We start from the raw sequence: 21,856 nt of genomic DNA on the forward strand, positions 1-21,856 counted from the left end.
CGGTGTATCAGTCAGGTCCGGTTGATGCCATCGCAGGCAAGCCAGCTCCCACATTAAAAGAGGATTTTGATCATGGCTAAAATCGGATTTATCGGCACCGGCATCATGGGCCACCCCATGGCCGCCAACTTGCAGAAAGCCGGTCACCAACTGTTTCTCTCCGAGCACCACGGCAAAGCGCCCGCCGAGCTGATTGCTGCCGGCGCCATCGCCTTGGCCAACCCGCAGCAGGTCGCCCAGGAAGCCGAATTCATCATTGTCATGGTGCCCGACACCCCGCAGGTCGAAGACGTGCTGTTGCGCGCCGATGGTGTGGCCGCCGGTCTGTCGCCGAACAAAGTCGTGATCGACATGAGCTCGATCTCCCCCACCGCCACCAAGGCGTTCGCGGCGAAGATCAACGAGACCGGCGCACAGTATTTGGATGCACCGGTGTCCGGTGGTGAAGTCGGCGCCAAGGCCGGCACCTTGAGCATCATGGTTGGTGGCGAACCGCAAACGTTCGAACGCGCATTGCCGCTGTTCCAGGCCATGGGCAAGAACATCACCCTGGTGGGCGGTAACGGCGATGGCCAGACCGCCAAGGTTGCCAACCAGATCATCGTCGCGCTGAACATCCAGGCGGTGGCCGAAGCGTTGCTGTTTGCCTCGAAAAACGGCGCCGACCCGGCCAAGGTGCGTGAAGCGCTGATGGGTGGCTTTGCGTCGTCGAAGATTCTGGAAGTGCACGGCGAACGCATGATCAAGGGCACCTTCGATCCGGGTTTCCGCATCAACCTGCACCAGAAAGACCTGAACCTGGCATTGGCCGGCGCCAAGGAACTGGGGATCAACCTGCCGAACACCGCAGGCACCCAGCAAGTGTTCAGTACCTGCACGGCGATCGGCGGCGGTAACTGGGATCACTCGGCGCTGATCAAGGGCCTGGAGCATATGGCCAATTTCTCGATTCGCGATAAATAACCCAGCTTGAATGCAATCCAGTGTGGGAGCAGGCAAGCCAGCTCCCACCTTTGAATGTGCTGCACCTCTAATAACAAGAATCCCCCGGGAGCCCGCTTATGTCGGTCGATCCGCAACACCTGCTTCGTGAGCTGTTTGCCGCAGCCATCGACGCCGCCCACCCCCGGCAAGTCCTTGAACCCTATCTGCCTGCCGACCGCAGTGGTCGAGTGATCGTGATCGGCGCCGGCAAGGCCGCGGCCGCCATGGCGCTGGTCGTCGAAGACTGCTGGCAGGGCGACGTCTCGGGCCTGGTGGTCACCCGCTACGGCCATGGCGCGCCCTGCAAAAAAATCGAAGTGGTCGAAGCAGCCCATCCGGTACCGGATGCTGCCGGCCTGGCCGTGGCTCAACGCGTACTGGCGCTGATCAGCAACCTGGGCGAAGACGACCGCGTGATCTTCCTGCTGTCCGGCGGCGGTTCCGCACTGCTGGCCTTGCCCGCCGAAGGCATCAGCCTGGCCGACAAGCAAAGCATCAATAAAGCCCTGCTCAAATCCGGCGCCACCATTGGCGAGATGAATTGCGTGCGCAAGCACCTTTCGGCGATCAAGGGCGGGCGACTGGCCAAGGCCGCGTGGCCGGCCACCGTGTACACCTACGCGATTTCCGATGTGCCGGGTGACCAGGCCACGGTGATCGCCTCGGGGCCAACCGTCGGTGATCCGAGCACCTCGCAACAGGCCTTGGCAATCCTAAAGCGCTACGGCATCGACGCGCCCGCCTCGGTGCGCAATTGGTTGCAAAACCCCGCCTCGGAAACCGTCAAGCCTGGCGACCCGATACTTGCCCGCAGCCACTTCCAATTGATCGCCCGCCCTCAGCAATCCCTGGAAGCCGTGGCCGTGAAGGTCCGCCGAGCAGGGTTCAGCCCGCTGATCCTCGGTGACCTGGAAGGTGAAGCGCGGGAAGTGGCCAAGGTACATGCCGGCATCGCCCGGCAGATTGTGCAGCATGGTCAGCCATTGGCAGCGCCGTGCGTGATCCTCTCCGGCGGCGAAACCACCGTCACCGTGCGCGGCAATGGCCGTGGCGGGCGCAATGCCGAATTCCTGCTCAGCCTCACCGACAGCCTCAAGGGCCTGCCCGGCGTGTACGCCCTGGCCGGCGACACCGACGGCATCGACGGCTCGGAAGACAATGCCGGCGCGATCATGACCCCATGCAGCTACCGCCGTGCCGAAGCCCTCGGCCTGAGCGCCAGCGACGAGTTGGATAACAACAACGGCTACGGCTATTTCGCCGCCCTGGGCGACTTGATCGTCACCGAGCCGACCCGCACCAACGTCAACGACTTCCGCGCCATCCTGATCCTTGAGACTGCCAACCATGACGCCTGACAAGAAGGTCAAAATCCTCGCCACCCTGGGCCCGGCCACCGACGGTATCGATGACATCCGCGAACTGGTGCAGGCCGGGGTTAATATCTTCCGCCTCAACTTCAGCCACGGCGACCACGCCGACCATGCCCAGCGCTACCAGTGGATTCGCCAGGTCGAGCGCCAGCTCAACTACCCGCTCGGTATCCTCATGGACCTGCAAGGGCCGAAGCTGCGGGTCGGTCGTTTCGCCGAGGGCAAGGTGCAACTGGTGCGTGGCCAGGCGCTGCGCCTGGATCTGGATGAGACGCCAGGCGATCAACGCCGGGTCAACCTGCCCCACCCGGAAATCATCGCGGCCCTGGAGCCGGGCATGGACCTGCTGCTGGACGACGGCAAGCTGCGCCTGCGGGTAATCACCAAACACGCCGACGCCATCGACACCACCGTGCTCAATGGCGGCGAACTGTCTGACCGCAAAGGTGTGAACGTCCCACAAGCGCTGTTGGAACTGAGCCCACTCACCGCCAAAGACCGCCGCGACCTGAGCTTCGGCCTGGAGCTGGGTGTGGACTGGGTGGCGCTGTCGTTTGTGCAGCGCCCGGAAGACATCCGCGAAGCCCGCGAGCTGATCGGCGATAAAGCGTTTTTGATGGCCAAGATCGAAAAGCCTTCGGCGGTGCAACGGTTGCGTGAAATCGCCGAACTGAGTGACGCGATCATGGTGGCCCGGGGTGATTTGGGCGTGGAAGTGCCGGCCGAGAGCGTGCCGCAGATTCAGAAAGACATCATCAGCACCTGCCGCCAACTGGGCAAGCCGGTGGTGGTGGCCACGCAGATGCTCGAATCCATGCGCTTCTCTCCGGCACCCACCCGCGCCGAAGTCACCGATGTCGCCAACGCGGTGGCTGAAGGTGCCGACGCTGTGATGCTGTCGGCGGAAACCGCGTCGGGCGAGTACCCGCTGGAAGCCGTGCAGATGATGAGCAAGATCATCCGCCAGGTGGAAAACGGCCCGGATTACCAGGCGCAACTGGACGTCAGCCGGCCCAAGGCGGATGCCACGGTGTCGGACGCCATCAGCTGCGCGATCCGCCGCATCAGCAGCATCCTGCCGGTGGCGGTGCTGGTGAATTACAGCGAGTCAGGCAGTTCCAGCTTGCGCGCGGCGCGGGAACGGCCGGTGGCGCCGATCCTCAACCTCACCCCGAACCTGTCCACGGCGCGACGCTTGAGCGTGGCGTGGGGCGTGCATTCGGTGGTCAATGATCGGCTGCGCCAGGTGGATGAGGTGTGTTCCACCGCGCTGGAAATTGCCCAGGCCCAGGGTATGGCGCAGCGTGGCGATACCCTGGTGATAACCGCAGGGGTGCCGTTCGGGCAGCCGGGGTCCACCAATTCGCTGCGTATAGAGACGCTGATTTAGCGCCTGTCAGGGCCTCATCGCGGGCAAGCCAGCTCCCACATTTGATCGAGTTTGCATGTCGAACATCAATCAAATGTGGGAGCTGGCTTGCCTGCGATGAGGGCAACTCGGTCTTATTGACTCAACCCAAATGCACAACCCAACCTGCCCCGACTGGGCCGAAGCCCTGCTCAACGGCTTCAGCCAGATTTTCCTGCAGCGCCACCCGCTGTGCGGCCTGCTGTGCCTGCTGGCGATCCTGATCGGCGCCCCGGCCTTGCTGGGCGGTGCTTTGCTGGGCGGTGTCGCCGGTTTGCTCACCGCCCAGCGCCGGGGGTATCCCAAGGCTGAGCGTCAGGCCGGGCTGTACAGCTACAACGGCGTACTGCTGGGCTTGTTGATCAGCCAACAATTTGCCTGGTCGGCGCTGGTGCCGCCGTTGATCCTGGCGGGCGGCGGCTTGAGCGCGATCCTCACCCGCCAATGGTTGAAACACGCGAGCCACCCCCACGACTTGCCTGCCTATACCGCGCCCTTTGTTGGCCTCGGCTGGCTGCTGCTCGGCCATGCCCCCCAAAGTACGCTTGCGCCGATCCAGGCCGACATGTTCGCTCTACTCGCAGCACCTTTTACCGGCCTTGGGCAGATCATGCTGATGGAGCAGCCCCTGGCAGGCCTTTTAATCGCCCTGGGCTTGCTGTTGGCTGACCGCCGTGCGGCCGCATGGGCTTTGTGCGGCGCCAGTCTCGGCGTACTGGCCGCTCTTGGGTTAAACGAAACTTGCGGCGCCCTGCTCGGCCTGCACAGCTATAACCCGGCATTGGCGGCTCTGGCCCTGAGCCCGTTACGGCGCCAGCCGTGGATGCCGCTGCTGGGCATCGGCCTGGCCATCCTGCTTACGCCAGGCTTCGCCGCCCTGCACCTGCCCGCGCTGACTGCACCGTTTATCCTCGCCTGCTGGCTGGTGCGCGCCGGCCACCGGTTGTTGCACAAACCCCGCATGGACAGCCCGTTCGAATCCCCCTAGGCTTGCTCGATATTCGCTTCAGGCAGGACTTATGGACAGCAACAACGACTGGCGCCAGCGGCTCTACATCATGGTATTTCAAAGCGATACCGTCGCCGGGCGGCGCTTTGACGGCATCCTTCTGTTGATCATCCTGGCAAGCCTGGTGATCGTGATGCTCGACAGCATCGACCAGATCCACCAGAACTACGCGGATGTGCTGGCCTATATCGAGTGGGGCTTCACGCTGATCTTCGCCATCGAGTACGGCCTGCGCCTGTATTGCTCACCCAAGCCGTTGCGCTATGCCTTCAGCTTTTATGGCCTGGTGGACTTGCTGGCCATCGTCCCCGGCATCCTTGCCCTGTACTACAGCGATGCGCAGTACCTGCTGATCATCCGTATTATCCGGATGCTGCGGATCTTCCGCGTGCTCAAGCTCAGCCCGTACCTCAAGCAAGCCAATTATTTGATGGCGGCGCTGCGCGGCAGCAAGCAGAAGATCGTGGTGTTTCTGGTCAGTGTGTGCACGCTGGTGACGGTGTTCGGTACCTTGATGTACGTGATCGAAGGCCCGGAACATGGCTTCACCAGCATTCCCAAGGGCATCTATTGGGCCATCGTGACCCTGACTACCGTGGGCTTCGGCGATATCGTGCCCAAGACGCCCCTGGGCCAGGTGATTTCGTCGCTGGTGATGATTACCGGTTACTCGATCATCGCCGTGCCGACGGGCATTTTTACCGCCGAACTGGCCAGTGCCATGCGCGGTGAGCAGCTGCATACCGACTGCCCAGTGTGCACGAAGGACAGCCATGAACCCAACGCCGCGTTTTGCTCGCGCTGCGGCAGCAATCTTTTCCATAAACTGGAATAAGCAAAGTTCGTTTTAATCTTTAAAGGTCTATGCAGGCCCGGCTATAGTCGCTGGCAAATTGCCTCCCCTCTTCTCGAACAACAAGGAATGAGCAGTGAAAAAAATCCTCAGCGCCTCTCTTCTGGCCGCCGGCCTGGCCTTGGCGGGCTCCGCCCAGGCAGCGACCACCCTGCTCAACGTCTCGTACGACGTGATGCGCGACTTCTACAAGGACTACAACGCCGCCTTTCAGAAGCACTGGGAAGCCGAGCACCCGGACGACAAGCTGACGCTGCAGATGTCCTTTGGCGGCTCCAGCAAACAGGCGCGCTCGGTAATCGACGGCCTGCCCGCTGACGTGATCACCATGAACATGGCCACCGACATCAATGCCCTGGCCGACAACGGCAAGCTGGTGCCGGACAACTGGGTCACGCGTCTGCCGAACAACAGCGCGCCGTTCACCTCCGCGACCGTATTCATCGTGCGCAAAGGCAACCCCAAAGCCCTTAAAGATTGGCCGGACCTGCTCAAGGATGGCGTGCAGGTGATCGTGCCCAACCCGAAAACCTCGGGCAATGGCCGCTACACCTACCTGTCGGCCTGGGGTTATGTGCTCAAGAACGGCGGCGACGAAGAAAAAGCCAAGACCTTCGTCGGCAAGCTGTTCAAACAGGCACCGGTACTGGACACCGGCGGGCGTGCCGCGACCACTACGTTCATGACCAACCAGATCGGCGATGTGCTGGTGACCTTTGAGAACGAAGCGGAAATGATCGCCCGTGAGTTTGGCCGCGATCAGTTCGAAGTCATCTATCCAAGCGTTTCCGCCGAAGCCGAGCCGCCTGTGTCGGTGGTCGATAAAGTGGTCGAGAAGAAAGGCACCCGTGCCGCCGCCGAAGACTACCTCAAGTACCTGTGGTCGCCAGAGGGTCAGGAAATTGCGGCCAACAACTACCTGCGCCCACGAGACCCGAAGGTGCTGGCCAAGTACACCGACCGTTTTCCGAAGGTGGACTTCCTGTCGGTAGAAAAAACCTTTGGTGACTGGCGCACGGTGCAGAAGACCCACTTCAATGATGGTGGGGTGTTTGACCAGATCTACTCTGGCCAATAAGCGTTAAGGGAGCTTGCTGTAACGCCTGTAGGAGCGAGCTTGCTCGCGAAAAATCCATAGGCGCCGCGTTTATTCAGAAAACACGCGTAATCGTTGACGTTTTTCGCGAGCAAGCTCGCTCCTACAGGCATTGGGGACAAGCCCCTTCCACATTTATAGGGTGGTTGGGGCATTATTTCGCGGCATGACAGGTATCACCACAAGCAGCCTACTCACTAACGGCCCTTACCTTTACTCTCTCACCCCATCGTCCTTCGCCTTACGAGCACACCATGAACGCAACTTCTCACGCTACAGGCACCATGACCCGGGGCATGGTCATGCTGTTCGCGTTTTGCTGCGGCGCCATCGTCGCCAATATCTACTACGCGCAGCCCATCATCGAACTGATTGCGCCGGACATTGGCCTGACGCCGGCGATGGCCAGCCTGATCGTGTCGCTGACGCAAATCGGTTATGCCCTGGGCTTGTTCTTCCTGGTGCCGCTGGGTGATCTGCTGGAAAATCGCAGACTGATGATCTTCACCACTGTGGTGGCTATCGCGAGCCTGTTGGGCGCAGCGCTCACTGAACAGCCCAACCTGTTCCTGCTGGTGTCGCTGCTGATCGGTTTCAGTTCGGTATCGGTGCAGATCCTGATCCCGCTCGCCGCGCACCTGGCGCCTGCCGAATCCCGTGGTCGTGTAGTCGGCAGCATCATGGGCGGCTTGCTGCTGGGTATTCTGCTGGCGCGGCCAGTGTCCAGCGTAGTGGCTGACCACTTCGGCTGGCGTGCGATGTTTATGGCCGCCGCCGCCTTGATGGCGTTTATCAGCGTGGTGCTGATGCTGACCATTCCCAAGCGCCAACCCGATCACAGCGCCAGCTACGCCCAATTGCTGCGCTCCCTGGGCACCTTGCTGCGTGAGCAGCCGGTATTGCGCCAGCGTGCGTTTTACCAGGCGTGCATGTTTGCCGCCTTCAGCCTGTTCTGGACCGCTGCTCCGCTGGAGCTGGCGCGCAACCATGGCCTGAGCCAAAGTGAAATTGCGCTGTTCGCCCTGGTGGGGGCGCTGGGCGCCATCGCCGCGCCCATCGCTGGTCGCCTCGCCGATGCCGGCCACACGCACCGCGCCTCGCTGCTGGCGATGCTGTTTGGGGCGCTGAGTTTCCTGCCGGCGTTCGTGCATCCGTTGTACAGCGTGATCGGCCTGGCAGTGACCGGCGTGGTCCTGGACTTCTGCGTGCAGATGAACATGGTGCTCGGCCAGCGCGCTGTCTACGCCCTCGATGCCCACAGCCGCAGCCGCCTCAACGCGCTGTACATGACCAGCATTTTCATCGGCGGCGCGTTCGGCTCGGCCATTGCCAGCAGCGTGTATGAACACGGCGGCTGGCTGAGTGTGATGCTGGTGGGCAGTGCTTTCCCACTGGTGGCGTTGCTAAGGTTCCTCGGTACTTCCCGTAAAGTCGCTGTGACTACCGCCTGAGCGCTCTCATCAAGACTTTTTATCACGCACAAAAGGGCAGGACTGGATCAACTACTGATCAGTCCTGCCCAGCTTTACCTCATGCAATGACGATTCTGGAAAACCGTCATTAACCCATCAGAGATAACCGTCATCCTTGATGTTCAGCCCGATGACATCTTCCGGGCTGATCATTCGCGTGCTTTTAATCAGGAAATCGGTCTTGCCATCGCCATCCAGGTCTATCGCCAGCAGATAGCGGCCCGATTGCGGATTGAACTTGATAATAGTGTCGCCCGCTTTACCGCTGTAGCTATCAACGAAGTTAAACGCGACCTTGCCGTCGATGGCCATTTGCGACAAATCTATCTTGTCCTGACCCGTGTTGAAGTCCACCAGTAGATCGGCATTGGTGCGGCTGGAGTCCGTGAAGGCATTGAACTTGAACGTATTCCAGCCACCTCCGCCGACCAGCGTGTCGCTCCCTCCCCCACCGATCAGTACGTTGTCCGCACTGTTGCCAATGATCCGATCGTTACCCTGACCACCGATCGCGTTTTCGATCACCGTCTTCTCGGCGATCCTGACGTTCTCTTTCATCCCACCTACGCTTGAGCGCGAACCACCTCGCAAGTCAATCGACTGATCCTGCTTGAAACCGGAGAAGTCGAACGTATCGTTGCCTCGGTCATCCCAAACGGTAAAGTCTGGTTTGTCGGAAGCGGATGTGAGGGTCATCTCTGGCTTTCCGGTGTTGGAGTTGAAACCGTAGACAGTGTCATCCGAGTTGGAGTTGCGGCCTGGTTTGGTCTCGTCTTTTGGCGCTTTATCGGCGACAACCTTGGGCTCGGCCTTTGGCGCTTTATCGACGACAACCTTGGGCTCGGCCTTTGGCGTTTTATCGACGACAACCTTGGGCTCGGCCTTTGGCGCTTTATCGGCGACAACCTTGGGCTCGGCCTTTGGCGCTTTATCGGCGACAACCTTGGGCTCGGCCTTTGGCGCTTTATCGGCGACAACCTTGGGCTCGGCCTTTGGTGCTTTATCGACGCCAGCGTTGGGCTCGTCCTTGGGCGTTTTAGCGACGCCAGCGTTGGGTTCGTCCTTGGGCGTTTTAGCGACGCCAGCGTTGGGTTCGTCCTTTGGCGCTTTGTCGACGCCAACCTTGGGCTCGGACTTTGGCGTTTTATCGACGCCAGCGTTGGGCTGGTCCTTTGGCGTTTTATCGACGCCAGCGTTGGGCTCGTCCTTGGGCGTTTTATCGACGTTGGCCTTGGGCTCGTCCTTGGGTGTTTTATCGACGTTGGCCTTGGGATGATCCCCTTGAGGCTTGGTTTCACACTTAAGTACATGAGTGCCAAACCCAGAGACGAACGAAAAAGACAAAGTGGAAGTGGCGACCTCGCCAAGTTGCAGCAGCCTGGGGGACGCACCGAGATGGGCGCTCGATCCGAAGAAACGAGGCTGGGTGGTGAGCTCGCCTGGTACCTGCTCAGATACATTCAGCAGTATGGAATGTTTTGAGGGGGTCAACCCGATAGTTGAGTGCTCATGATTATGCGCGCTACTGGCTTCATTGTTGCCAGGCAGTGCCGCAGGTAACGACTGCTGAGCGACATGGTTAGCTACCTGAAGATTTAAAACGGGCGCATTCAAATTAATCATAACGTTACCTTCTCGATGAGTGATATAAAAACAACAACCAACACTTCGCAAACACTATTATTTACGAATCCTTGCTACTTCGTTTTGCCCAACGTACAAACACAGCAAAAGAGCGAATCTTTTACACACTGAAAACCTTACGTGCAGCGACACTTGTCAAACAGCGCGCAACATAATGCAGCCGATATAAATACGGACAAAACACAACACCAGGACAAACAGACTAGTTACCGCACTTTATTTTAACGTTCTTATCGTATTCGCACGTTTGAACTGTTCGACCCGCCACGCCTGCTCGGTAAATACAAACTGCTCAAGGGCTGGCAGCAGTATCGAGCGAAGCTTTCCACTTGGTGCATAGCATGACACCGGCTTGGGGTCTTCAGGCTCAGGGCATGGCTCCAACGTGGGGGCCGTGGGTTCAGTACGCGGCTTGGAATCCGTTGGTTTGGAATGCGGCTGCGGACTACCGTCGTGCCCCATCACATCACCGGCTTTAATCCGACCAATGCTTTTTATCAGCAAATCGGCTTTACCATTGCCCGTCACATCCAGGGCCAGGCTACCCTCGCCACTGCCCTCGTCATACTTGAGCACGACTTGGCCTGGATGACCGCTTAAATGATCGACAACCTTTGGCGCACTAATGCCTGACGCTTTCAGGATACCCGAGAGATCAATCTTGTCTGTGCCGCTCTCAAAATCCAGAATGACGTCGGGATTGTCCGGGGTTGATTCACTTGCCCGGTCATAAACGAAAGTGTCCCCTCCACCGCCCCCGCGTAATCTGTCCGCTCCACCGCCGCCTTTGAGGCGATTAGCGACCTCATTACCTTCCAGGGCGTCATTGCCGTAACCCCCCACTGCGTTTTCAAGTACAACGCCCTTGGCGATAGAGACATTCCCCTTCAACGCTCCAACATCTGAAAATGACTCCGCATTGAGATTGATCTTCTGGTCCTGTGCAAACCCGGAGAAATCCAATGTGTCGTTCCCACCGCCATCCCACACGCAGAAGATAGGACTGTCGTTCGCCCCCTTCAGACTCAATGCTTCGCGGTTGGTATTGGAGTTGAACCCATAGGTCGTATCGGTATTACGGGTTTTGGTATTTGCCCCGTATACCTGCTGGATGGCGGCAATATCATCCATCAACGGTACAGAAGGTAGCTTTGAGTTGAAATCGTGTCCGGGCTGATTTTTCTCCGAGAAATAACTCAGCACCGAGCGCGCCTTGGTATCTCCCGCATACACTGCGTCACGCCCATAGTCGGCAGAACCATCATAATCACCAGGATGAGTTAGGCCGAGAGTGTGCCCTATTTCATGGACAAGCATTGTGCGGAAAAAACTCCCGATTTTGGGATTCTCCTCTGTATTCGCCGTTCCAATATTTGCAAGCACATGACTTACATACTTGTTGGGCAAAGAGGCCTCACCCTTCGACGTTCCAGGCATATCATTGATATCTATGTGGCCGTCAGCGTATTGTGGATTTTCAGCGAGGGTCACATTGGCGACATCCGCCCAAGACTGCATGGCCTGCCTGGCATGATCCGCCTGCTGCGCAGTGAAGCCCTTGGAAATACGATACGACAAATCGATTTTTTTATCGTTGTTGCGATCACTAAAACGTTGACCATGTCGAGCGATTTGTTTACCGGCCTGCTCCGTCGTTAACTCCCTCTTCTTACTGTGTAAAGTATACCCCTCGCCAGGCCCATCAACGGCCCTGGCAAAACTAACATGACGACTGGGATCAAGTTTTTCATAAACACCGACTTGAGCAGCTGGCGCTATTAACGAGCTCATAAGCCAAATCCCTCATACAACCAAATTCAAAGTAACAATCGCCACACCCGAAAGACTAAATACCGCGAACAGAAACGGTGTCAGTCGTCGGTACATCGCTAAGTTCTCACATCACTCTCATTCACACCACGCGCAAATTAATTCACGCCGACACACTCTAAAGCCTGAACACACTTTGAACGTACAACTGAAAAAAATGGAAATCATACAAGCACATGATGTCTTTTAGACCTCATCGCAACCTGCTGATCTTATTGAAAATAAAAAACCAAAAACAAAACAGACGTTGAAATGTTGTCAGACTATTACTCACAATTAGATAACACCCCCCACCCTCAAGTCGATTACTCAGCCACTTCTACTCTATCGTTCGGTGTACAGCGAAAACGCCTCAGCACGCAGCGTTAACGAAATTCCCACACTTATGATCTTTAAGTATTATTTCTGCCTAATAACCATAACGTTATGTACATCCGTGAGTGAACGATCTTACAACCCAATATCCGGTCGCTTGTAGAACGTCAGGCAGTGAGGAGAACCCTATAGATGGCGAAGACGCTGCCAAGCGAGCGGAGAGAATGCATCAGGCTCTGATGGCCTGACGAGCGCATGAGCATATGCCTTGATACTGCAAGGCAAAAAAAAACAGACTTGAACGCGACGTCACCCGCGTTTCAAGCCTGTAGATAAAAGTGAAAAATGATTGTCTACCGCATAGAACCCTAGCAACGCGGGTATGGGTTCACATCGTTCACGCCTGAATAGGCATGTTATGCCATCCCATTACGTCTCGCGGGCCGAAAGGCCGAGTGCTCTTTATCAGAAAGTCACTTCTTTGATCACCCGAGAGGTCAACCGCAAGGTAATAGCGTCCGCTCTGCTGGTTGAATTTAATAATGGTATCGCCAGGTCGGCCCGTGAACCTGGTCACGAGGTTCAACTCGACGCCGGCCGTCGCAGCCATACCCCTTAAATCGATCTTGTCCCAACCGGCCTTGAAATCCGTCAGCAGGTCAGCCTTCGCGAAGGTAGAATCCGACGCCGTATTATATTTGAAGGTATTGCTCCCACCACCGCCGCTTAATATATCCGCGCCCTCACCACCGGTCAGTACATTGTTGGATGCATTGCCCAGGATCCGATCATCGCCTGAACCGCCGATAGCATTTTCAATGACCGATCCAATGCTGACCTGAACATTATTAACCAGCCCACCCACGCTGGAACAGGTACCAGCACCCAGGTTTATGACTTGATGCTGCCTGAACCCGGAGAAGTCCAATGTATCGTTACCCTGTATATCCTCAACCCTGAACCACGGTGTGTCATAGGTCGAGGTGAACGACATATCGGGATTTCGGGTATTTGAATTGAAGCCATACACGGTATCCCCCGGAAAATACTGCGTAGACACTTCATTCAGCACGGGCTTTACATAGGCCGTTGCCTCTGGTGTCGGGCGTGCCTGAACCAATGGTCTCGCATTTGGCCGTGGCTCTAATTGCGCAAGTGGGTAAGGTTCGACCCATTCGCCGCGACCCTTGAAAACCTGCCTAGGTTTTCCGTGATAATCTGTGAACTTGCTAACGGTGTTCCTGGAGGCTTCGCTCATCCAGGAATGATGGGTGAATTCCCGAGTTTGTTCGTTTCTGAAGAACGGCAGGGGCGGCACTCCGTTATTGCCTGGCGCGCGGCTCTCGACCTCCTTGAATTCCGAGAAGCGCCCAGCAGAGGATGAATAACCGCGATAGTGTACGGTGCGCTCGCCGGAATATCTGGACATCGTCGATTCGCCAGCCGCACCCTGCGGCAGGAAGCGGGGGAATGCTGAAGTGTTATACATCTGCGAACCCACACCAGAACCATATACATTCATAATTCAATATTCTCCAAATTATATATCAGCTCAAATAATTACCATCCATCGCATGACTGGAACATACGTACAAAACATACGCTCACACGATTAAGGCGCGGCTAAATTCGCACAAACAAAAAAACCTCACAACAGCCTATTTATTTCAAACTAAAACGTACGCACCACAGAGAATAGAACCTAAGAAAACATCATCCAACCGACACATCAACATACAACCAATAATACAGACCTATGTATTTCAAACAGTGACCTCTCACAACCCTACCGAGCCACGGGTTATTCATTAACAGTATTGTTCTACCTGAAGATCGAGAACACTCCGTTCAGCATACGTTTGAAAACCGAAGCCACTTTCTTGATAACCCCCATTCCAGGCCAGGGTGACGGCTCGGGCCCCGGATCCGGATCCGTGTCTGTATGCGTGTTTGGAGCCGTATCTGAGTCGGGCGGCAGAACGGTAGCTACGGGAAGAACGGAAACAGGAGTAAGGGTGGTATCAGAAGGCGCAATCACTGCTGGCGACTGATTGTTCCAAATCACATCCGTCTGTTTTATCGGGTGTTGGCTGACCACCAACAGGTCCGCCGTACCATTGCCTGTCGTATCCACCGCCAGGGTGTAACGGCCAGTTTTGGGATCGCGGCCAAGCACGGCCGCACCTGCACTGCCGCTGAATTGATCGGCAAAGCTCAACGACTTGAGCCCCACCGCCCCAAGCACTCCGGTCAGGTCAATCTTGTCGATCCCGCTTTGGAAATCCTGGATGATATCCGGATTCTGCGGCGTCGAATCGCTGACGCGCTGATAGACAAACGTGTCCGCCCCGGCCCCGCCGTGCAGCCTATCTGCGCCCCGGCCGCCCGTGAGGCGATTATTCCCTTCGTTGCCCATCAAGGTATCGTCGCCAAAGCCACCAATGGCGTTTTCCACGCTCACCCCCTTGGCAATCGACACATTCCCCCGCAAGCCACCTACATCCGAAAATGTCTCGGCCTTGAGGTTGATGGTTTGGTTCTGGGTGAAGCCGGAGAAGTCGAGCGTGTCGGTACCACCGCCGTCCCAAACGGTGAAAATCGGCTTGTCACTTCCGTGCTTGAGGCTATAAAAGTCCCGGCCGGTGTTGGAGTTGAAGCCGTAGGTGGTATCGGTATTGCGGGTGTTTGTATTCGCGCCGTAAAGCTGCTGGGCAGCGGCAATATCATCCATCATTGGCGCCACCGGGCTTTGCCCGGCAAAGTTATGCCCTGGCTGATAAGTCTCCGACCAATAACTCATGACACTGCGAGCCTTGGTGTCCTGTGCATATTCGGCAGAGCGGGAGTAGGTGCCCGAGCCATTGTATCCGCCCGGATGACTCAACCCCAGGGTGTGGCCCAACTCATGGATCAACAACCCGAGGAAATGGCTGTTCATTGTCGGGTTGTGTGCACCACTGGTGCCGATCCTGGCCTCCACTTTGTTGTAATGCTGGTTAGGTAGCCCCGCCACGCCTGACGTTCCCCCTATACCCCTGATGCTGATCGTGCCGTCGGTGTTCGATCCGCCTTCTACAAATTTGATATTGGCTACATCCTCCCAGTATTTCAGGGCTTGTCTGGCGCACGCTTTCTGAGCAGCGTTGAAGCCGCCTGCAAAGTTGAAACTCACTACAACTTTTCCATCTCTATTAAGGTCATGAAACTTGTGCCCCTTGCGCGTAATATGTTTGGCCGCCTGATCCGTGGTAAAGCTTCTTTTATTATTCGCCCAGCTCAGAATATTGCGCTCGGCGCTGGATAAATTGAAATGCGACGTCGCTGGGGACTGCTCGGGGGCAGAATGCCTGGAAGGGATATGCATCGTGTATTGATACTCTCAACAGTGAAGAGTTACCCGTCCATGTATGAATTACCGACACTGACTGATCCGTTGCCAGCCCGATAAAAGTCCCATATTTAAAACACCTTCACTACTGCTATTTAATTACAACAACACGCGATAAACACGCCAGCAAAAAAATCGTACAAGTTTTCATTAGCGCGACACACTCGTACATATCAATAAGCACGGAACCCTGATAATCAAAAAAGAAAAATATTGAAACTAATTAAATTAAATGGGTCAACAGTTGAGCCTCAAACATCAAGAAACCCACTCAAACATCCCAAAGAAAAAAAGCTGAACGCCTGTGTTCTGATCCGATAGTTGAGCATGGCCACGCCTTACATAAATGGGATGCCCTGCCCTACCGCGACATGCCGCGCACTACCCGCGAGGCTCACGAGCATTCGTGATCCAGGCAACACAGCAGGCGCTCGACGGTGTGTTCCAGAGGGCCTGAGTTATCCAGCACGAACAAGCCCGCGCCGTTTCCGGCAATCAACTCGGCGGTAAATCGCGCGTTGCGCGCCAAGCGCTCTTCGATGTCCGCCAACGACTCACGTCCGCGTGCGAGCAGACGTTGACGCAACACGGCTTGATCGACCGTCAGTAGCAATACCAGCGACGTGGGGTAACGCTCACGGGCCTGCGCCAGGTGAGCGCGAGAGCCGTTGACCAGCACATCGTCCCCCGCAGCCAGCCAGTCGTCGATTTCCCTGGGGATGCCATACGACAAGCCGTTGGCCTGCCAGCTCAAGGCAAACGCGCCCTCGGCGTCCATCCGCGCAAACGCCTGCGGGCTCACCCCTTGCGCCGCTTCGCCCACCGACTCCGCCGAGCGTGTGATCACCCGGCGCACCATGCGACAACCACGCGCCTGCAAGCGCAAGCGTGCAGCCTCCAGCAGGCTGTCCTTGCCTGAACCCGATGGCCCGATGAGATAGATCAACCTGCCCGTCATCAAAAATCCTCTTGGCGTGTTCCAGACTTGTTGCGCCCCGGTAACTCTTCGCAGCGACTGGCCTGCGCCAGATAAGGGTCACAGGAAAGTATATCCAGCAATTTTTTGCCAGCCAGGCCGGCGGCCGCCACATTACCGGATGTGGACCCTGCCGCGCACCCTCCCGCATTGCCCTCTCGGGTTTGGAAGAATACCTGTGATCCGCACAGGAACTTTCCTACGATCTCTATGGCTTGCAGTCGCTATAACACACCGTTAGCCTCTCGCAATCGCTGCTCATCAGCGGTCAGGCTTGGTCGCCTGGGTTAGAATGGCGCACAGTGCCGCGCAAGCGGCATTATTGTGTTCGCGTTATGGCGAGCCGTGCGCGGGAGGGCTTAGGGCCCTGCCGGGTTTCCATTCCCTGGTCGACCAACCTGCGTACAGCTCGCCACCCTTCTGCTTGGTCGCAGACGCGGTGAGCTCCAACTGAATGGAGATTTACTGCATGAAAAAAGCTACTCCAAATCCCCCGCCATCCACCTCGGATGCTGCACCACAAACTCCACCCAACCTTATCTTCACCGTCCGACCCGGTCTCAACACCGAAGCGGCTTTGAGCAATGCCAGCGAAATGCTTGAGTCGGCGACTGTGTGCGCGTACGACTGTGCCGAGCATTTGGAAGGTTCAGGCCGCAAGCAGGTGCTGGCGATGGCCCAAATGATTGAGATTGCGCAGTTGTTGGTGGATGAGGCGCTGAATCGAGAGTGTCCAGTGACTTGATGACGCACAGATCTACTGTGGGAGGGGGCTTGCTCCCGATGGCGCAATAACATTCAGCAGATCATTGATCTGACCCAATGCTATCGGGAGCAAGCACCCTCCCACATTGCCCTCTCGGGTTTGGAAGAATGCATTTCACAGGCATGAAAAAGGCGACCTCAGGTCGCCTTTTGTCATTGCGCGTATTGCTTGCTCAACCCCGGCGGCACGCCTTGCACATTGGTTTCTTCCCAGGGCCCGTTGGGGCTGATGGAGCGGCTCCAGCCGTTGCTCCAGCGGTAGTAGGTGCGCTGGCGGTAGAAGGTGTCGGGCTGGTCGTCCAGTACGTACACCTGCATCTTGCCGTCCCAGTGGCTGGCAGCACCCGGTGGTGGAGCGAAGGTAGGGGACTTGCTTGGCAGTGGCTTGGGCGGCGGGGTCACCGGGCCGGAAGGCTTGGTGCTTGGCTGGGTCGACGGGCCCGATGGCGGAATGGTTGGGCCGGTGGGCGCCGGAGGTGGCCGATGGACCGCACAAGCACTCAGGCCGAGTACCAGGCTGAGCAGGGTGATGCGTGCAAATGCGGTCATGGGCGTTTCCTCTGAATTACTTGTCCGGAGTGTCGATGGTCAATTGCTGCAGCGCAGTGGTGCTGCTGGCCAGCGGTTGGCTGCGGCCGATCCATTCGCCAGTGGTCGGTTGACCGGCCCGGGATATGCGCGCAACCAGTTGGACTTCGGGGAAGTTGGACAGTTTCAACTGCGGCATCATCGCGTCGGCATCACCCAGTTCTACAGTGACCGGCAACGCACCGACCGTCACGCGCTTGGCCGCCAGTGGCGCCGGCGGGCCATTTACGGCACGGGCAAAGATGAACACGCTGTCGGTTGGCAGGGCTTTGGCCTTGACCTCGGCGGAGACATCCACCCGCACTTTGAGCAGTGCCTTGGGCGCCTGCACGACGCTGCCACCGCTCTCCTTGAGCTTCTCCGCTGCGCGGTCAATCCCGCCCTGCAGCGCGATACGGGAATTGTCCTGGGGCGGCAGTTGCGCCAACAGACGGTTCCAGTAGTCGATGGCTTGCTGATAACGCTGGCCTTCAAAGGCGGCGATACCGAGCAGACCAAGGCTGGTGACTTCCTTGGGATCGAGCTTCAAGGCTTCGTCGGTCAGAGCCTGGACCTTGGGTGACCATTGTTTGTTGTCGGCAAAATACTGCGCCTGAGCCCACTGGCCGAGCAGTTCCGGCTGGCGCCCGGCCAGGGCCACGGTACGCTCGAAGACTTTGGCGGCATCGGCTGGGCGGTCCTGAGCCATGTAGGCGCGACCGAGGAAGTACAGACCTTCGGCCGAATCCGGCTGGGCCGCCGCGGCGCGTTCCAGGCGCTGGGTCATGTCGGCCATGGACACGGGCGGCTGGGAGAATTCACGGGTCAGTTCGACCTTGTCGCTCGCGCCATAGTGCAGGTACAGCGCAACGCCAAGCACGGGCACCAGAAACGCCGCCAAAAACGGCAGCGGTTTGCCCAGGCGCGATTCACGGGGCTTTTCCACGCCCTCGGTATCGGCCAGCAACTCACGGGCCGCTTCAGCGCGGCCCGTATCCAGTTGCACGGCGTTCAATACACCTTCGTCCTGCTGCAGTTGCAGCTCGGCGACGCGTTCTTGATACAGCGCCACGTTCAGCGCGGTGCGATCCTCTTCACGCTGGGCGCGGCGACCACGCAGTACAGGGATCAACAGGAAACTCAGGGCAATCAGAAGCAGCAAGCCGGCTGCGAGCCAGAAATCAATCATCAGTCTTGGTGTCCAGCAATTGGTCGAGGCGTTTACGCTCTTCAGGGGACAGCGCGTCGGAGCCATCAGTCGGCGCGGCGCGGCGACGGCGCACGATCACGGCCATGACCACAACGCCGGCCAGCAGCAGCCCCGCGGGGCCGAACCAGAGCAGCGCGGTCTTGCCGGTAAGGGCCGGTTTGTAGCGCACGAAATCACCGTAGCGATCGACCATAAAGTCGATGATCTGCTGGTTGTCCTTGCCCTCCCCCAACATGCGGAAAATCTCTTTGCGCAGGTCGGCGGCGATGGGGGCGTTGGAGTCGGCGATGTCCTGGTTCTGGCACTTGGGGCAGCGCAGCTCCTTGGTCAGGTCGCGAAAGCGCTCACGCTCGGCGTCGTTGGCAAATTCATAGGTGTCGATGGCGGCATGGGCCACACCGGCCAGGCCCAGGGCTAATACGGCAGCGGTTAACCAACGCTTCATGGCTTGGCCTCATCGACCAGAGCCTGGTACTTGGCAGCCAGTTGCTCACGCCATACCACCTCGTCGATCACACCGACGAACTTGTCGCGGATCACACCCTTGGCATCGATGAAGAAGGTTTCCGGCGCGCCGTAGACACCCAGGTTCAACCCCAGGTTGCCGTCTTCATCACGGATATCCAACTGGTAAGGGTTATGAAACTCGGCCAGCCATTTCAAGGCCGCCGCGTTGTCGTCCTTGTAGTTGATGCCGTAGATCACCACGCCCTTCTCGGCCAGTTTGTTCAGCACCGGGTGTTCGACGCGGCAAGATATGCACCAGGTGGCCCATACGTTGACCAGCGCCGGTTTACCCTGCAGGTCGGCCTGGGTCAGGGTCTTGTCACCCTGTACCGTCGGCAGATTGAACGCGGGAAACGGCTTGCCGATCATCGCCGAGGGTAACTCGGCCGGGTCCAGGTACAGCCCGCGATACAGGAACACCGCCATCAGCAGGAACAACGCCAGCGGCACCACCATCAACCAACGCTTCATACCGCAGCTCCCGAAAGGCCCAGTGCTTCACGCACCCGGCTCTTGACCTTGACCCGATAACGCCGGTCCAGCGCGGCGAGCAAACCGCCAAAGCCTGTGAGCAACCCGCCGAACCAGATCCAGCGCACGAAGGGTTTGACATGCACCCGCACCGCCCAGGCGCCGTCGCCCAAGGGTTCACCCAGGGCCACATACAGGTCACGGGTGAAACCGGCGTCGATGCCGGCTTCGGTCATCATTGAACTTTGCACGGTGTACAGGCGCTTTTCAGGGTGCAATACGGCGATTTCCTTGCCATTGCGCACTACGCGCACGGTGCCTTTATCCGAGGTGAAGTTCGGCCCCTCGAAGTGCCTGGCGCCTTCGAAGATGAACTGGTAACCGGCCAGGTCCATGGACTCACCCGGCGCCAGGCGCAGGTCGCGCTCGGCGCTGTTCTGGCTGGAGAGCACTACGCCCAAAGCGCACACGGCGATGCCAATGTGAGCGATCTGCATGCCCCAGTAACTGCGGGTCAGGGTGGGCAAGCCTTTGATCAGGCCTTTGTGGCGCGTCTTGTCGACGATGTCCCGCACACCGGCCAGCAACACCCAGGCCGCCAGCAGGAACGTGGCGAGTACCGCCCAATTGAAGTCGCCGTAGGCGAACCCGGCGATCACTGCCAGGGCCACGCTGCCCAGCAGCACCGGCATCAACATGCCGGCCAGCCATTTCACCGGGGTGTCTTTCCAGCGCACCAGCACGCCGATCGCCATCACCACCATCAACAGGCCCATCAACGGGATGAACAAAGCGTTGAAGTATGGCGGGCCCACGGACAGCTTGGCGCCGCTCAAGGCATCCAGCACCAGCGGGTAGAGGGTGCCGAGCAGGATCATTGACGCGGCCACCACCAGCACCAGGTTATTGCCCAGCAACAGGGTCTCCCGCGACCACAGGTTGAAACCGACCTGGCTCTTGACTACCGGAGCACGCAGGGCGAACAGGGTCAGGGAACCGCCGACCACAAACAGCAGGAAGATCAATATGAACACACCGCGTTCAGGATCCGACGCAAAGGCATGCACCGATGTCAGCACGCCCGAACGCACCAGGAACGTGCCAAGCAGGCTGAGGGAAAACGCGGCGATGGCGAGCAGTACCGTCCAGCTTTTGAACACGCCACGCTTTTCAGTCACTGCCAGGGAGTGAATCAGCGCCGTGCCCACCAACCAGGGCATGAAGGACGCGTTTTCCACCGGGTCCCAGAACCACCAGCCACCCCAGCCGAGTTCGTAGTAGGCCCACCACGAGCCCAGGGTGATACCGATACCAAGGAAGGCCCAGGCAACGATGGTCCAAGGCCGCGACCAGCGTGCCCACGCCGCATCCAGGCGGCCGCCGAGCAAGGCAGCGATGGCAAACGCAAAGGCCACCGAAAAGCCCACGTACCCCATGTAGAGCATCGGCGGGTGCACGATCAGGCCGATATCCTGCAACAGCGGGTTGAGGTCATGCCCGTCTGCCGGGATCTGCGGCAGGATGCGGCTGAACGGGTTGGAGGTCATGATCAGAAACAACAGGAAGCCGATGCTGATCATGCCCATCACCGCCAGCACGCGCGCGAGCATCACTTGCGGCAATTGGCGCGAGAACACCGACACGGCAAAGGTCCAGCCGCCGAGGATCAGCGCCCACAACAGCAACGAACCTTCGTGGGCGCCCCACACCGCACTGAACTTGTAGTACCAGGGCAACGCGCTGTTGGAGTTGTTCGCGACGTAGGCGACGGAAAAGTCGTCGGTCATGAAGGCGTAGGTCAGGCAACCGAAGGCAAACAGCAGGAAGGCAAACTGGCCCCAGGCGGCCGGCTGCGCCAGGCTCATCCACAAACGGTCGCCGCGCCAGGCGCCGAGCAACGGAACAATGGCCTGGACCACGGCAAAGCACAGGGCGAGGATCATCGCCAGTTGGCCCAACTCAGGAATAAACAATGCGGACGTCATCAC

At 58.3% G+C, this 21,856-nt stretch carries 18 protein-coding genes; 8 read left to right on the forward strand and 10 right to left on the reverse strand.

The window, feature by feature from the left end; genetic code table 11:
- The first annotated feature begins 72 nt into the window (after positions 1-72).
- The 7 genes from TX23_RS20215 to TX23_RS20245 all read left to right on the forward strand — a co-directional run bounded on the left by TX23_RS20215 (position 73) and on the right by TX23_RS20245 (position 8,174).
- A complete protein-coding gene (locus TX23_RS20215; RefSeq protein WP_057703726.1) occupies positions 73-963 on the forward strand; it encodes a 2-hydroxy-3-oxopropionate reductase in 891 nt (296 codons plus the stop codon).
- A 98-nt stretch (positions 964-1,061) separates the two neighbouring features.
- Entirely contained in the window at positions 1,062-2,342 is a 1,281-nt protein-coding gene (locus TX23_RS20220; protein WP_057703727.1) for a glycerate kinase type-2 family protein, read from the forward strand.
- The gene (gene pyk, locus TX23_RS20225; protein ID WP_057703728.1) at positions 2,332-3,747 is read left to right on the forward strand and encodes a pyruvate kinase; all 1,416 of its coding nucleotides are present in this window, start codon (positions 2,332-2,334) and stop codon (positions 3,745-3,747) included. The genes TX23_RS20220 and pyk overlap by 11 nt, the downstream gene beginning before the upstream one ends.
- A 130-nt stretch (positions 3,748-3,877) precedes the next feature.
- Positions 3,878-4,753 (forward strand): urea transporter, encoded by an 876-nt coding sequence (locus tag TX23_RS20230; protein ID WP_057703729.1) that lies wholly within the window; start codon positions 3,878-3,880, stop codon positions 4,751-4,753.
- 31 nt (positions 4,754-4,784) lie between these two features.
- The gene (locus TX23_RS20235; protein WP_057703730.1) at positions 4,785-5,609 is read left to right on the forward strand and encodes an ion transporter; all 825 of its coding nucleotides are present in this window, start codon (positions 4,785-4,787) and stop codon (positions 5,607-5,609) included.
- A 94-nt stretch (positions 5,610-5,703) separates the two neighbouring features.
- Positions 5,704-6,705 carry a sulfate ABC transporter substrate-binding protein gene (locus tag TX23_RS20240; RefSeq protein WP_057703731.1) on the forward strand — a complete coding sequence of 334 codons (1,002 nt, stop codon included), beginning with the start codon at positions 5,704-5,706 and terminating at the stop codon, positions 6,703-6,705.
- A gap of 272 nt (positions 6,706-6,977) precedes the next feature.
- Positions 6,978-8,174 (forward strand): MFS transporter, encoded by a 1,197-nt coding sequence (locus tag TX23_RS20245; RefSeq protein ID WP_057703732.1) that lies wholly within the window; start codon positions 6,978-6,980, stop codon positions 8,172-8,174.
- A 117-nt stretch (positions 8,175-8,291) separates the two neighbouring features.
- Here TX23_RS20245 and TX23_RS20250 read toward each other — a convergent pair whose 3' ends face one another.
- From TX23_RS20250 to phnN, 5 genes are all read right to left on the reverse strand, one after another.
- Positions 8,292-9,818, reverse strand: a complete 1,527-nt coding sequence (locus TX23_RS20250; protein WP_057703733.1) for a M10 family metallopeptidase C-terminal domain-containing protein — start codon at positions 9,816-9,818, stop codon at positions 8,292-8,294.
- A 237-nt stretch (positions 9,819-10,055) separates the two neighbouring features.
- Positions 10,056-11,630 carry a M10 family metallopeptidase C-terminal domain-containing protein gene (locus TX23_RS20255; RefSeq protein WP_057703734.1) on the reverse strand — a complete coding sequence of 525 codons (1,575 nt, stop codon included), beginning with the start codon at positions 11,628-11,630 and terminating at the stop codon, positions 10,056-10,058.
- Positions 11,631-12,381: 751 nt separating this feature from the next.
- Positions 12,382-13,506, reverse strand: a complete 1,125-nt coding sequence (locus tag TX23_RS27420; RefSeq protein WP_082629661.1) for a M10 family metallopeptidase C-terminal domain-containing protein — start codon at positions 13,504-13,506, stop codon at positions 12,382-12,384.
- A gap of 300 nt (positions 13,507-13,806) precedes the next feature.
- Positions 13,807-15,348 carry a M10 family metallopeptidase C-terminal domain-containing protein gene (locus tag TX23_RS20265; protein WP_057703736.1) on the reverse strand — a complete coding sequence of 514 codons (1,542 nt, stop codon included), beginning with the start codon at positions 15,346-15,348 and terminating at the stop codon, positions 13,807-13,809.
- A gap of 418 nt (positions 15,349-15,766) precedes the next feature.
- The gene (gene phnN, locus TX23_RS20270) at positions 15,767-16,330 is read right to left on the reverse strand and encodes a phosphonate metabolism protein/1,5-bisphosphokinase (PRPP-forming) PhnN (RefSeq protein WP_057703737.1); all 564 of its coding nucleotides are present in this window, start codon (positions 16,328-16,330) and stop codon (positions 15,767-15,769) included.
- 487 nt (positions 16,331-16,817) lie between these two features.
- Here phnN and TX23_RS20275 point away from each other — a divergent pair, with 487 nt between their 5' ends.
- Positions 16,818-17,093 carry a DUF6124 family protein gene (locus TX23_RS20275; protein WP_057703738.1) on the forward strand — a complete coding sequence of 92 codons (276 nt, stop codon included), beginning with the start codon at positions 16,818-16,820 and terminating at the stop codon, positions 17,091-17,093.
- 173 nt (positions 17,094-17,266) lie between these two features.
- Here TX23_RS20275 and TX23_RS20280 read toward each other — a convergent pair whose 3' ends face one another.
- The 5 genes from TX23_RS20280 to TX23_RS20300 are packed head-to-tail and all read right to left on the reverse strand — an operon-like array spanning position 17,267 to position 21,853.
- Positions 17,267-17,662, reverse strand: coding sequence for a hypothetical protein (locus TX23_RS20280; protein WP_057703739.1), 396 nt, complete (start codon positions 17,660-17,662; stop codon positions 17,267-17,269).
- A 16-nt stretch (positions 17,663-17,678) separates the two neighbouring features.
- A complete protein-coding gene (ccmI, locus tag TX23_RS20285; RefSeq protein WP_057703740.1) occupies positions 17,679-18,869 on the reverse strand; it encodes a c-type cytochrome biogenesis protein CcmI in 1,191 nt (396 codons plus the stop codon).
- Positions 18,862-19,335, reverse strand: a complete 474-nt coding sequence (locus TX23_RS20290) for a cytochrome c-type biogenesis protein (RefSeq protein WP_005786512.1) — start codon at positions 19,333-19,335, stop codon at positions 18,862-18,864. The genes ccmI and TX23_RS20290 overlap by 8 nt, the downstream gene beginning before the upstream one ends.
- Positions 19,332-19,868, reverse strand: coding sequence for a DsbE family thiol:disulfide interchange protein (locus tag TX23_RS20295; RefSeq protein ID WP_005786510.1), 537 nt, complete (start codon positions 19,866-19,868; stop codon positions 19,332-19,334). Before TX23_RS20295 ends, TX23_RS20290 begins: the two co-directional genes overlap by 4 nt.
- Positions 19,865-21,853 (reverse strand): heme lyase CcmF/NrfE family subunit, encoded by a 1,989-nt coding sequence (locus TX23_RS20300; protein ID WP_057703741.1) that lies wholly within the window; start codon positions 21,851-21,853, stop codon positions 19,865-19,867. The genes TX23_RS20295 and TX23_RS20300 overlap by 4 nt, the downstream gene beginning before the upstream one ends.
- Positions 21,854-21,856: the final 3 nt, after the last annotated feature.

Source organism: Pseudomonas paralactis (genome assembly GCF_001439735.1).
Classification (GTDB): Bacteria; Pseudomonadota; Gammaproteobacteria; order Pseudomonadales; family Pseudomonadaceae; genus Aquipseudomonas; species Aquipseudomonas paralactis.

Coding starts and splice junctions, on each gene's coding strand:
- TX23_RS20230 (WP_057703729.1), top strand. CDS start 3,878: ATGCACAACCCAACCTGCCCCGACTGGGCCGAAGCCCTGCTCAACGGC.
- TX23_RS20300 (WP_057703741.1), bottom strand. CDS start 21,853: ATGACGTCCGCATTGTTTATTCCTGAGTTGGGCCAACTGGCGATGATC.
- TX23_RS20275 (WP_057703738.1), top strand. CDS start 16,818: ATGAAAAAAGCTACTCCAAATCCCCCGCCATCCACCTCGGATGCTGCA.
- phnN (WP_057703737.1), bottom strand. CDS start 16,330: ATGACGGGCAGGTTGATCTATCTCATCGGGCCATCGGGTTCAGGCAAG.
- TX23_RS20220 (WP_057703727.1), top strand. CDS start 1,062: ATGTCGGTCGATCCGCAACACCTGCTTCGTGAGCTGTTTGCCGCAGCC.
- TX23_RS20290 (WP_005786512.1), bottom strand. CDS start 19,335: ATGAAGCGTTGGTTAACCGCTGCCGTATTAGCCCTGGGCCTGGCCGGT.
- TX23_RS20245 (WP_057703732.1), top strand. CDS start 6,978: ATGAACGCAACTTCTCACGCTACAGGCACCATGACCCGGGGCATGGTC.
- ccmI (WP_057703740.1), bottom strand. CDS start 18,869: ATGATTGATTTCTGGCTCGCAGCCGGCTTGCTGCTTCTGATTGCCCTG.
- TX23_RS27420 (WP_082629661.1), bottom strand. CDS start 13,506: ATGAATGTATATGGTTCTGGTGTGGGTTCGCAGATGTATAACACTTCA.
- TX23_RS20295 (WP_005786510.1), bottom strand. CDS start 19,868: ATGAAGCGTTGGTTGATGGTGGTGCCGCTGGCGTTGTTCCTGCTGATG.
- TX23_RS20280 (WP_057703739.1), bottom strand. CDS start 17,662: ATGACCGCATTTGCACGCATCACCCTGCTCAGCCTGGTACTCGGCCTG.
- TX23_RS20235 (WP_057703730.1), top strand. CDS start 4,785: ATGGACAGCAACAACGACTGGCGCCAGCGGCTCTACATCATGGTATTT.
- TX23_RS20255 (WP_057703734.1), bottom strand. CDS start 11,630: ATGAGCTCGTTAATAGCGCCAGCTGCTCAAGTCGGTGTTTATGAAAAA.
- TX23_RS20215 (WP_057703726.1), top strand. CDS start 73: ATGGCTAAAATCGGATTTATCGGCACCGGCATCATGGGCCACCCCATG.
- pyk (WP_057703728.1), top strand. CDS start 2,332: ATGACGCCTGACAAGAAGGTCAAAATCCTCGCCACCCTGGGCCCGGCC.
- TX23_RS20250 (WP_057703733.1), bottom strand. CDS start 9,818: ATGATTAATTTGAATGCGCCCGTTTTAAATCTTCAGGTAGCTAACCAT.
- TX23_RS20265 (WP_057703736.1), bottom strand. CDS start 15,348: ATGCATATCCCTTCCAGGCATTCTGCCCCCGAGCAGTCCCCAGCGACG.